The sequence below is a fragment of the Streptomyces purpurascens genome (assembly GCF_045040895.1).
Classification (GTDB): domain Bacteria; phylum Actinomycetota; class Actinomycetes; order Streptomycetales; family Streptomycetaceae; genus Streptomyces; species Streptomyces purpurascens.
In genome coordinates, this window is the sequence record NZ_CP108341.1 from 7,960,841 (window position 1) to 7,972,629 (window position 11,789).

The following is an 11,789-nucleotide window of genomic DNA, read 5'->3' on the forward strand; positions in this document are numbered from 1 at the left end:
CTCCCGGACACGCCGGTCCGTCAGCTGCCCTCTTCTGAACAGGAGTTCACCGATGTAGCGTCCGGCGCATGCCGAAACGCACGCGCTTCACGACCTGGAGACCGCTCGCGACGGCGGCCACGGCCGCCCTCTTGGCCACACTGCTCACCCCGGCCGCGGCACAGGCCGCCCCGCGCGGGAGCGAACCCGTCTACTCGTACGAGAAGGCCATCCGTGAGGCCGTCTGGGTGGACACCGGACTCGACGGCGACGGCGACGGAAAGGCCGACCGGGTCGCCGTCGACATCGTCCGCCCCCGCGAACCCGCCCGGCAGGGCCGCAGGATCCCCGTCATCATGGACGCCAGCCCGTACTACTCCTGCTGCGGGCGCGGCAACGAGAGCCAGCGCAAGACGTACGACGCGAACGGCGACGTCGTCCAGATGCCGCTGTACTACGACAACTACTTCGTGCCCCGCGGCTACGCCTTCGTCGGCGTCGACCTGGCCGGAACCAACCGCTCCGACGGCTGCGACGACGTCGGCGGCCGCTCCGACATCCAGTCCGCGAAGGCCGTCGTCGACTGGCTGAACGGCCGCGCCAAGGCCTACACGACCCGCTCCGGCACCACCCGCGCCAAGGCCGCCTGGAGCAACGGCCGCACCGGCATGATCGGCAAGAGCTGGGACGGCACCATCGCCAACGGCGTCGCCGCCACCGGCGTCAAGGGCCTGAAGACCATCGTCCCGATCAGCGCCATCTCCTCCTGGTACGACTACTACTTCCAGCAGGGCGCCCCGCTCTACGACTCCGGCCCCGAGTGGCTGTCCGACTACGTCAACAGCCCCGACGCCCGCGAGAAGTGCGGCGCTGTGCAGCAGAAGCTCGTCGACGGGGCCCCGCGCACCGGCGACTGGACCCCGCTGTGGACCGAGCGCGACTACGTGAAGAACGCGAAGAAGGTCAGGGCCAGCGTCTTCCTGATCCACGGCACGCAGGACCTCAACGTGCGCATGAAGCACGTCGGCCAGTGGTGGGACGCCCTCGCGAAGCACGGCGTCGAGCGCAAGATCTGGCTCTCCCAGACCGGCCACGTCGACCCCTTCGACTTCCGCCGCGCCACCTGGGTCGACACCCTGCACCGCTGGTTCGACCACGAACTCATGGGCTACGACAACGGCATCGACCGCGAGCCCATGGCCGACATCGAACGCCGTCCCGACCAGTGGAGCACCTCCACGGTCTGGCCGCCGGCCGGCACCCGGGCCACCACCCTGCGTCCCGACCGGGGAGCCCAGCCCGGCGTCGGCACCCTCGGCCTGGACCGCGGTCACGGCACCGAGACCTTCACCGACGACCCGAAGCTGAGCGAGACCGACTGGGCCGCACAGATCGACAAGTCGACACCGGAGAAGGCCGGATTCGTCACCGGACCGCTCACCCGCGAGCTGCGCCTGTCCGGCTCCTCCGAGGTCACCGTCACCGCGACGCCCTCCACCCCGACGGCCCATCTCTCCGCCGTCCTCGTGGACGTCGGCCCCGACACCATCCGCGACTACGCCGACGCCGGCGAAGGCATCACCACCCTCACGAACCGCACCTGCTGGGGCGCGAGCACCGCCGGCGACAGCTCCTGCTTCAAGGAGGCCAAGGCCAAGACCGCCGACGTCGACTACACGGTCGTCAGCCGCGGCTGGGCCGACCTCGGCAACCACGCCTCGGAGGGGAAGGGTTCCCCGCTCACCCCGGGCAAGCGGTACACGATCACCCTCGACCTGGCGGCGACCGACCATGTCGTCCCGAAGGGCCACCGCCTGGCGCTGATCGTCGCGGGCACCGACCAGGGCCTCATCGACCCTCCCGCCGACACGCCGAAGCTCGCGCTCGACCTCTCCCGCACCTCGGCCGACGTGCCGTTCGTCGGCGGACCCGCCGCCTTCGCCCGCGCCACCGCGGGTGCCGCGCTCACCACGCCCGTCGCCGCGCTACTGGACGGCGTCCGGGAACCGCGCACCACCCACCGCGTCCCGGAGGGAACCCAGTGAACCGCGTCCGCGCCCTGACCCTGACCGCCGCCCTCGCCGCATCCCTGGTCGCCGTCCCCGCCCAGGCGGCCACGGCCACCGACTCCCCGCCGCGCACCGGCTTCGAGCGGACCGGCGGTGCCCGGTGGACCACCCAGCCCGAGGAGCAGGAGTTCCTCAAGGCCGTCGACCGGTCGAGCAGCCGGGTCTCCATGACCCGCTTCGGTACGACGAAGCAGGACCGGCCGCTCCAGCTCCTGCGGATCGGCACCGGCCCGAGCCCGAACAAGGTGCTCCTCGTGTGCAGCCAGCACGGCGACGAACCCTCCGGCCGCGAAGCCTGTTTGACCACCGTCCGTGACCTCGCCCACGCCCGTGACAGCCGCACCCGGCGCTTCCTGGACCGCACCACCGTCCTCGTCGTGCCCACCGCCAACCCCGACGGCCGGGCCGCCGACACGCGCGGCAACAGCGACGGCGTCGACATCAACCGCGACCACCTCGCCCTTCAGACCGCCGAGGGCCGCGCCCTGGCCGCGCTCATCCGCGACCAGCGCCCCGACATCATCTACGATCTGCACGAATACGGAGCAACACCCCAGTACTACGACAAAGCCCTCTTCGACCTGTGGCCGCGCAACCTCAACACCCACGACGCGGTCCACGACGAGGCGAAGACCCTCTCCGAGGCCTACGTCCGCCCCGCGGCACAGCGGGCCGGCCACTCGACCGGCACCTACGGCATCTGGACCGACCCGGAAACGGGCGAACCGGTCAAACAGGTCGCCGGAGATGGGCAGGAGCGCATTCTGCGCAATATGTCCGGTGTAAAGCATTCGATCGGACTGCTCATCGAGAGCCGTGTGGACCCGCTCACCGAAGCGGAGAAGGCGGACGAGGCGCTGAACAACCGGCGCCGGGTCACCTCCCAACTGGACGCGCTCAAGGGCCTGTTCGGATACACCGATCAGCGCCGGGGCCGCATCGAGGCGACGACGGCCAAGGCCCGGCTCGCCGGCTACCTGGCCACCGGCCCGGTCTACGTCGGCGGCGCCGACAACGACACGCCCGAACCCGCCGAGGTGATCCAGAACCCGCCCTGCGGCTACCGGCTCACCGCCGCGCAGTACACCGAGGTCGGCGACGAACTCGCGCTGCACGGTGTGCGCGTACGACGGGGCGCCGAGGGCGTGCTCGTACCCCTGCGCCAGCCCCTGCGGGCGCTCGTCCCGTTGCTGCTCGACGCACGGGCCACGTACCACCTCACGGCAGCCGAGTCCGAAACGCAATGTTGAGGAGGATGAATTTGCGCCACACGTGGTAGGGGCGTTACGGAGGACTTACGTTCCTCCTACGTTTCAATGAAAGGTGCCGCCTGTGACACACGACCGACCAAGCGAGAGCGATCCCCATGGGGGAGGCGTGCTGCCGGGATCGGAAGCGGGCCTCCCCGGTCAGGAGAGGCCCCAGACCGACCGGATCGTCTTCGGTGTCACGGCGGCGCTCACGCTCGCCTTCGTGATCTGGGGTGCCACGGCGACCGACTCGCTCGAATCCGTCTCCACCAGCATGCTCAGCGGGCTGATGCACAACGGCGGCTGGGCGTTCATGCTCGCCGCCTCCGGCTTCGTTGTGTTCGCCCTCTGGCTCGCGGCCAGCCGTTACGGCCGTATCCACCTCGGTGCGGAGGGTGAGGAGCCCGAGTTCCGCACGGTGTCCTGGGTCGCGATGATGTTCAGCGCGGGCATGGGCATCGGCCTGATGTTCTACGGCGTGAGCGAACCGCTGTCGCACTACTCGACGGCCCCGCCGGGCACGAACCCCGCCGACTCCGGTGAGCGCATGGAGACGGCCATGGCCACCACCCTGTTCCACTGGACGCTCCACCCCTGGGCGATCTACGCCGTGGTGGGCCTCGCCATCGCCTACAGCACCTTCCGCAGGCGGCGCCGCCAGACCATCAGCGCCGTCTTCACCCCGCTCATCGGCAAGAAGCACGCGAACGGCGCCGCCGGCCGGGTCATCGACATCCTCGCGATCGTCGCGACCATCTTCGGCTCCGCCGCCTCCCTGGGGCTCGGCGCGCTGCAGATCGGCTCCGGAGTGCAGGAGCTGGGCTGGATGGACAAGGTGAGCACCGGGCTGCTCGTCGCGATCATCGCGGTGCTGACCCTGGCCTTCGTCGCGTCCGCGATCTCCGGTGTGGAGAAGGGCATCCAGTGGCTGTCCAACACCAACATGGTGCTGGCGCTGATCCTCGCCCTGTTCGTGTTCGTGGCGGGCCCGACCATCATCGTCCTCGACCTGCTGCCGACGTCGGTCTTCGCCTACCTCGGTGACCTGCCCCAGCTGGCCGGCCGTACGGAGGCCAGCGGCGGGGAGGGCGTCGCGGACTGGCTGGGCAGCTGGACCGTCTTCTACTGGGCGTGGTGGATCTCCTGGACGCCGTTCGTCGGCATGTTCATCGCCCGGATCAGCCGGGGCCGGACCATCCGGCAGTTCATCGGCGGCGTCATCCTCGTGCCCAGCACGGTCAGCCTGATCTGGTTCGCGATCTTCGGCGGCTCGGCGATGAAGATGCAGGAGGAGAACAAGCTCGGCAAGGAGGCGACCCCCGAAGGCCAGCTCTTCGACGTGCTGCAGCAGTTCCCCATCGCCACCGCCACCAGCCTGCTGGTGATGGTCCTCGTCGGCATCTTCTTCGTCTCGGGTGCCGACGCGGCGTCGATCGTCATGGGAACGCTCTCGCAGAAGGGCGCGCTCGAACCCGGCCGCCTGGTGGTGGTGTTCTGGGGCGTGGTCACCGGAGCGGTGGCCGCGATCATGCTGCTCGTCGGCAGCGGCTCGGGCGACGCGCTGACAGGTCTGCAGAACCTCACCATCCTCGCGGCGGCGCCGTTCGTCGTCGTGATGACCTTCATGTGCGTCGCGCTCATGCGCGACCTGCGCCGTGACCCGGTGATCGTGCGTGAGCAAATGGGTTCCGAGGCCGTCGAAATGGCCGTCATGGCAGGCCACGAGAAGTACGACGGCGACTTCGAGTTCCGTGTCGGCCCGGGCGTCGGCCCGGACGTCGAGGGCGACCCCATCGGCAAGCACTGACCCGGGCGACCGCCCTGCCGGATGCCCCCGACCGGGGCGTCGGAGCCCGACAGCTCCGATGCCCTCGGCCGGGGGCATCCGGCTTCGGCGGACCGGGCGTCTCGGCCGGGGTGCACAGCCGTGCGGCGACCCGCGACCTCGGCCGCGCGGCCACCCGCCCCTCAGTCGCACACCAGCCGCGCCGCCTCCTCCGCGCACCCCCACGCCACCGTGACCCCCGCGCCGCCGTGGCCGTAGTTGTGCACCAGGAGCCGGCCGTCCGGCAGGGCGTCGCGGTCCAGGCGGACCGCGGGGCGGGTGGGGCGCAGTCCGACCCGGTGTTCCAGGACGCGTGCGCCGGTGATCTCCGGCCGTAGCGCCGCGCAGCGGCGGACGATCGCCTCGGCCGTCGCGGGGTCGGGCTCCGGCGACCACGCGTCCTCCTCCGCCGTACCGCCGAGGACGAGTCCGCCCGGCTGCGGAAACAGGTACGCGTGCTCCCCGGCCGCGTCGGTGGTGACGAGAAAGGTGTCGATCCCGGGGTTCTCCACGACCACCAACTGCCCCCGCACAGGCCGCACGGACGGATCCGGCACCAGCTCCCGCGCCCCCAGCCCCGCGCAGTTGACCACGACCGGCGCGTCGGCCTCCGCGAACGAGGACACCGTACGAGCCTCGACCACCCCGCCCGCCGCCACGAACCGCTCCCGCAGCCACGGCAGATGAGCCGGCATGTCGATCAGCGGCAGCCGTGCCCGGACGCCCGTCCCCGCGTACTCGCCGGCCGTGGCCGGCCGCAGCTCCGGCACACGCCCCGCCAGCCACCCGCCGACCTCGTCGAGTCGGGTCTCGCCCAGTACCCCTGCGACCATGCGTACGCCGGTCGGTTCGGGCCGCGCCGCCAGCTCCTCGTAGATCTCCAGCGACCGCAGCGCCCACTCACGCGCGAGCCCGAGGGGCTCGATCCGGTAGGGCCACCACAGCGCCCCCGCGACCGCGGAGGTGGTCGCCTCCACGGCATCCCGCGTCCACACCCGCACCCGCCGCCCGCGTTCGGCCAGTACCACCGCGGTCGTCAGCCCGACGACCCCGCCACCGACCACCAGGATCTCGTCACTTCGCTCGCCCGCCATGCCGGGACCGTAGCGGAATGTGTCATGCCGTGCTCACATCACGCGCAGTATGGGGATACTCACAGCATGTGTGCCGAATACGCGACCTTCGGCCTGGCACCCGCGATGCGGGCCGGCGGAGTTCTCCACGACGGTGGTTACCAGGTCCACCGGGACTTCGTGGACTTCATCGTCGACGGACGCCCGCTGCTGTTCCGGCTCTCCGACCTCGACGCCGTCTCCCCGCTCGCCTCCGACGTCCCGCCCGCCATCTTCACCGCGCAGGTCCGCAGCCTGCTCCTGGAGAGCCCGGCACCCCTGCCCGGCGGCCGCTACGTCGTCTACGGCTGCCCCGAGTGCGAGGACCTGGCCTGCGGCGCCGTCACCGCGGTCATCCGGCGGGACGGTGAGGACTTCATCTGGCGGGACTTCGCCTGGCAGACCGACGAACACGCCGACCTCGACCTCAACGGCTATCACGGCATCGGCCCGTTCCGCTTCCGCGGCGCCGAGTACCGGACGGCCCTGAGCGCCCTGCTGAACGGCTCCGCCCCCGACACCCGGCGCCGCGTCCTGCTGATCGGCGCCCGTGTCGCCGTCCTGGCCAAGCTCGCCGCGGCGTTACGCACCATCGGCGTCGGCGCCGACATCGCCCACGACGCCGACGGAGTGCCCGCCGACGAACTGCGTGGCTACGGCGCCGTCGCCTTCGGCCGCGCGACCGGCGAGCGGGACCGGGCCGCCGTCCGCCGCGCCTTCGAGCAGGCCGAGGTCCCCGTCGTCTACGTCGATGGCCTCGCCCCGATCGTCCCCCTGCTCGTCGCCCAGATCGAACACGCCCTGGACCGCGGGCCGGTGGCACAGCGCCGCCTCACCGGCCTGACCGCCGCCGACGGCGGGGCGGACATCGAGGTCACCTCCGCCTGCCGGGTCACCCTCACCGCGTACCGCCTCGACCGGCTCTCCCGCACCCACACCCACGAGATCTTCGACGGGGTCCTCGAACCCGGCCGTCACCACATCGCCCTCGACCCCAGGGCGGTGAAGGGGCGGTCCTACATCGTGGCGCGCACCTCCGGAAGCGTCCTGGTGACGGCGGTGACCCAGTGAGCGGCCCATTAAAATCAGCGACCTGATGACTGCCACCCTCGTCGCCAAGAACCTCGCCGCCGGCCACGGCGACCGCTCCCTGTTCACCGGGCTCGACCTCGTTGTCGCGCCCGGCGATGTGATCGGCCTGGTCGGAGCCAACGGCGCCGGCAAGTCCACCCTGCTCAGGATGCTCGCCGGACTCACCGCACCCGAGCAGGGCGAACTGCGCCTGTCCCCACCGACCGCCACCGTCGGCCACCTCCCGCAGGAGCCGGACCGCCGCCCCGGCGAGACCGTACGGGCGTTCCTGGCCCGCCGCACCGGCGTCGCCGAGGCCCAGCGGACCATGGACGAGGCGACCCAGGCCCTGGTCGAATCGGCTCCCGGCGCCGACGACGCCTACGCCACGAGCCTGGAGCGCTGGCTCGGGCTCGGCGGCGCCGACCTCGACGAACGCGCCGAGGAGGTCGCCGACTCCCTGGGCCTCGCGATCGACCTGGACCAGCCGATGACGTCCCTGTCCGGCGGCCAGGCGGCCCGCGCCGGCCTCGCCTCCCTGCTGCTCTCCCGCTACGACGTCTTCCTCCTCGACGAGCCGACCAACGACCTCGACCTGGACGGCCTGGAGCGCCTCGAACGCTTCGTGAGCGGCCTGCGCGCCGGCACGGTGGTCGTCAGCCACGACCGCGAGTTCCTCACCCGCACCGTCACCAAGGTCCTCGAACTCGACCTCGCCCAAGGGCAGATCAACCTCTACGGCGGCGGCTACGACGCCTACCTCGAGGAGCGGGACGTGGCTCGCCGGCACGCCCGCGACGAGTTCGAGGAGTACGCCGACAAGAAAGCGGCCCTCCAGGACCGCGCCCAGACCCAGCGGTCCTGGATGGACAAGGGCGTGAAGAACGCGCGCCGCAAGGCGGGCAACGACAACGACAAGATCGGCCGCAAGTTCCGCAGCGAGGCCAGCGAGAAGCAGGCCGCGAAAGCCCGCCAGACCCAGCGCATGATCGAGCGTCTGGACGTCGTCGAGGAGCCCCGCAAGGAGTGGGAACTGCGCATGGAGATCGCGTCGGCCCCGCGCTCGGGCGCCGTCGTCGCGACCCTGCGGGACGCCGAGGTGCGCCGGGGTGACTTCGTCCTCGGCCCGGTGTCCCTCCAGATCGACTGGGCGGACCGGGTGGCGGTGACCGGCGCGAACGGCGCCGGCAAGTCCACGCTGCTCGCCGCCCTGCTCGGCCGCGTCCCGCTCGACGCCGGGCACGCCGCGCTCGGCTCGGGCGTCCTGCTCGGCGAGGTCGACCAGGCCCGCAAGCTGTTCCACGGCCAGGAGGCCCTGCTCGAGGCCTTCCGCGCGGCCGTCCCGGACACCGAACCGGTCGAGATCCGCACCCTCCTGGCCAAGTTTGGCCTCAAGTCGGAACACGTCCTGCGCCCCGCGGCGACCCTCTCCCCGGGCGAGCGCACGAGAGCCGCCCTGGCGCTGCTCCAGGGCCGGGGCGTCAACCTCCTGGTCCTCGACGAGCCGACCAACCACCTCGACCTGCCCGCCATCGAGCAGCTGGAGTCGGCCCTCGACGCCTACGAGGGCACGCTCCTGCTGGTCACGCACGACCGCCGCATGCTGGACGCCGTCCATGTGACGCGCCGCCTGGAGGTCGCGGACGGCAAGGTGACCGAGCGCTGACGGACCGTCGAACGGGCCCTGCATGCCTCTTTTCAGGGGCGCGGGGAACTGCGCGACCAGCCACAACGGCCCCGCAGCTCCCCACGGCCCCCGGCGAAGCCGTCAGCGACGACCGTTCTTCGGGTCGGCCAGGCCCGCGCGGCGCAACGCGTCGGCCATCGCGCTGTTGGCGGGCGGCGGCGCCTGACGCGAACCACCGCCACCGCCACGGCCGCCGCCACCGCCACGGCCGCCCTGCCGCTGCTGCGGCGGACGCCCGCCGCGCTGCCGGCGCTCGCCGGAGTCGCCGCCCTGGCCCTGCGGGGCCGCCTCGTCGTCCAGCCGCAGCGTCAGCGAGATCCGCTTGCGCGGGATGTCGACGTCGAGGACCTTCACCTTGACGATGTCCCCGGGCTTCACCACGTCCCGCGGGTCCTTGACGAACGTCTTCGACATCGCCGAGACGTGCACCAGACCGTCCTGGTGCACACCGACGTCGACGAACGCCCCGAAAGCGGCGACGTTCGTCACGACGCCCTCCAGGACCATCCCGGCCGACAGGTCGGAGATCTTCTCCACACCCTCCTGGAAGGCGGCCGTCTTGAAGCCAGGACGCGGGTCGCGGCCCGGCTTCTCCAGCTCCTTGAGGATGTCGGTGACGGTCGGCAGACCGAACGTCTCGTCCACGAAGTCCTGCGGCTTCAGCGAGCGCAGCGCACCGGTGTTGCCGATGAGCGCGGCGACCTCCTGGCCGCTGGTCTTCACCATGCGCCGTACGACCGGGTAGGCCTCCGGGTGCACGCTGGACGCGTCCAGCGGGTCGTCACCGCCGCGGATCCGCAGGAAGCCCGCACACTGCTCGTACGCCTTGGGGCCGAGCCGCGCCACCTTCTTCAGCCCGCCCCGGGACGTGAACGGCCCGTTGGCGTCCCGGTGCGCCACGATGTTCTCCGCGAGCCCGGAGGTGATGCCCGAGACCCGGGCGAGCAGCGGGGCCGAGGCCGTGTTGACGTCCACACCCACGCCGTTCACACAGTCCTCCACCACCGCGTCCAGCGAACGCGACAGCTTCAGCTCGGACAGGTCGTGCTGGTACTGGCCGACGCCGATCGACTTGGGGTCGATCTTCACCAGCTCGGCCAGCGGGTCCTGCAGCCGGCGCGCGATCGACACGGCGCCGCGCAGCGACACGTCCATGTCGGGCAGCTCCTGCGAGGCGAAGGCGGACGCCGAGTACACGGACGCGCCGGCCTCGGACACCATCACCTTCGTGAGCTTCAGCTCCGGGTGCTTGGTGATCAGTTCCCCGGCGAGCTTGTCGGTCTCGCGGGACGCCGTGCCGTTGCCGATGGCGACCAGCTCGACCGCGTGCTCCTTCGCGAGCCGGGCCAGCTTGGCGACGGCCTCGTCCCACCGGTTGGCCGGGACGTGCGGGTGGATGACGTCCGTGGCGACGACCTTGCCGGTGGCGTCCACCACGGCGACCTTCACACCCGTACGGAAACCGGGGTCCAGGCCGAGCGTCGCGCGCGTGCCCGCCGGGGCCGCGAGCAGCAGGTCGCGCAGATTCGCCGCGAAGACCCGCACGGCCTCGTCCTCGGCGGCCGTGCGCAGCCGCAGCCGCAGGTCGATGCCGAGGTGCACGAGGACGCGGGTGCGCCACGCCCAGCGGACCGTGTCCTTCAGCCACTTGTCCCCGGGGCGGCCCCGGTCGGCGATCCCGAACCGGTTCGCGATGATCCCCTCGTAGGACGACGGGCCGTCCGTGGCCTCCTCGGGCTCCAGTGCCAGTTCGAGGACGTCCTCCTTCTCGCCGCGCAGCATGGCCAGAACGCGGTGCGAGGGGAGCTCGGTGAACGGCTCGGCGAAGTCGAAGTAGTCGGCGAACTTCGCCCCCGCCTCCTCCTTGCCGTCCCGCACCTTGGCGGCCAGCCGCCCGCGCACCCACATGCGCTCGCGCAGCTCGCCGATCAGGTCGGCGTCCTCCGAGAACCGCTCGGTGAGGATCGCCCGGGCGCCGTCGAGGGCGGCCTGCGGATCGGCCACGCCCTTGTCGGCGTCGACGAACGCGGCGGCCGCGGCGAGGGGCTCGACACTCGGATCACCGAGCAGCCCCTCCGCCAGCGGCTCGAGCCCCGCCTCGCGGGCGATCTGCGCCTTGGTGCGCCGCTTGGGCTTGTACGGGAGGTAGATGTCCTCCAGGCGCGCCTTCGTCTCGGCGCCCCGGATCCGTGCCTCCAGCTCCTCGGTGAGCTTGCCCTGCTCGCGCACCGACTCCAGGATCGCCGCCCGCCGCTCCTCCAGCTCCCGCAGATAGCGCAGCCGCTCCTCGAGGGTGCGCAGCTGCGCGTCGTCGAGCATCTCGGTCGCTTCCTTGCGGTAGCGAGCGATGAAAGGCACCGTAGAACCGCCGTCGAGCAGCTCCACGGCGGCCCTGACCTGCCGCTCCCGTACGCCGAGTTCCTCGGCGATCCTGCCTTCGATGGACCCTACGCTGATGGACCCGTTGGACCCGGGTGTCGTCACGATCCCGTACCGCCTTCTCCACTGAGGTTGCGCGGCAATTGTGGCAGGTGACACCGACACTCGGGGTCCAGGGCGGTACCCCCGGCAGGTCGCCGGCGGCCGCCGGTCAGGCCCTGCGGCCGCGGGTGGCGGACGAGGCCCCGCCGAAGAGCCGGGCCAGGGCCCGGAAGGGCAGGGTCACGACGGTGGCGATGGCGCCGCCGATCTGGCGCAGCACGTCTGCGATAGCACGGAACACGGTGATTCCCCTTTCCTCTCCCGACCGCACTGGTCGGGAGAGGCCGGGTACCTCATCGGCGCCTCACCATGCGT

Annotated in this window: 8 protein-coding genes; 5 read left to right on the forward strand and 3 right to left on the reverse strand. The window is 71.6% G+C overall.

Features of this window, described 5'->3' with window-relative positions; all coding sequences use genetic code 11:
• The first annotated feature begins 68 nt into the window (after positions 1–68).
• From OHU35_RS36180 to OHU35_RS36190, 3 genes are all read left to right on the forward strand, one after another.
• Positions 69–2,024 (forward strand): Xaa-Pro dipeptidyl-peptidase, encoded by a 1,956-nt coding sequence (locus tag OHU35_RS36180; protein ID WP_359889567.1) that lies wholly within the window; start codon positions 69–71, stop codon positions 2,022–2,024.
• Positions 2,021–3,298: a M14 family metallocarboxypeptidase gene (locus tag OHU35_RS36185; protein WP_405508301.1), complete on the forward strand. Its 1,278-nt coding sequence runs from the start codon at positions 2,021–2,023 to the stop codon at positions 3,296–3,298. The genes OHU35_RS36180 and OHU35_RS36185 overlap by 4 nt, the downstream gene beginning before the upstream one ends.
• Before the next feature lie 127 nt (positions 3,299–3,425).
• Positions 3,426–5,105, forward strand: a complete 1,680-nt coding sequence (locus OHU35_RS36190) for a BCCT family transporter (RefSeq protein ID WP_372498756.1) — start codon at positions 3,426–3,428, stop codon at positions 5,103–5,105.
• 161 nt (positions 5,106–5,266) lie between these two features.
• Here the strand turns inward: OHU35_RS36190 and OHU35_RS36195 are convergent, their stop codons facing one another.
• Positions 5,267–6,217 (reverse strand): FAD-dependent oxidoreductase, encoded by a 951-nt coding sequence (locus OHU35_RS36195; RefSeq protein ID WP_189726028.1) that lies wholly within the window; start codon positions 6,215–6,217, stop codon positions 5,267–5,269.
• Positions 6,218–6,283: 66 nt separating this feature from the next.
• Between OHU35_RS36195 and OHU35_RS36200 the strand changes: the two genes are divergently transcribed.
• The gene (locus OHU35_RS36200) at positions 6,284–7,306 is read left to right on the forward strand and encodes an oxidoreductase (RefSeq protein WP_405508303.1); all 1,023 of its coding nucleotides are present in this window, start codon (positions 6,284–6,286) and stop codon (positions 7,304–7,306) included.
• 25 nt (positions 7,307–7,331) lie between these two features.
• Complete coding sequence (locus tag OHU35_RS36205) at positions 7,332–8,972, forward strand: ABC-F family ATP-binding cassette domain-containing protein (RefSeq protein WP_189726026.1); 1,641 nt, start codon at positions 7,332–7,334, stop codon at positions 8,970–8,972.
• Positions 8,973–9,074: 102 nt separating this feature from the next.
• Here the strand turns inward: OHU35_RS36205 and OHU35_RS36210 are convergent, their stop codons facing one another.
• Positions 9,075–11,477, reverse strand: coding sequence for a Tex family protein (locus OHU35_RS36210; RefSeq protein ID WP_405508304.1), 2,403 nt, complete (start codon positions 11,475–11,477; stop codon positions 9,075–9,077).
• 106 nt (positions 11,478–11,583) lie between these two features.
• Positions 11,584–11,715 carry an LPFR motif small protein gene (locus tag OHU35_RS36215; protein ID WP_260605009.1) on the reverse strand — a complete coding sequence of 44 codons (132 nt, stop codon included), beginning with the start codon at positions 11,713–11,715 and terminating at the stop codon, positions 11,584–11,586.
• Between the last annotated feature and the right edge of the window lie 74 nt (positions 11,716–11,789).

Coding starts and splice junctions, on each gene's coding strand:
- OHU35_RS36180 (WP_359889567.1), top strand. CDS start 69: ATGCCGAAACGCACGCGCTTCACGACCTGGAGACCGCTCGCGACGGCG.
- OHU35_RS36195 (WP_189726028.1), bottom strand. CDS start 6,217: ATGGCGGGCGAGCGAAGTGACGAGATCCTGGTGGTCGGTGGCGGGGTC.
- OHU35_RS36200 (WP_405508303.1), top strand. CDS start 6,284: ATGTGTGCCGAATACGCGACCTTCGGCCTGGCACCCGCGATGCGGGCC.
- OHU35_RS36205 (WP_189726026.1), top strand. CDS start 7,332: ATGACTGCCACCCTCGTCGCCAAGAACCTCGCCGCCGGCCACGGCGAC.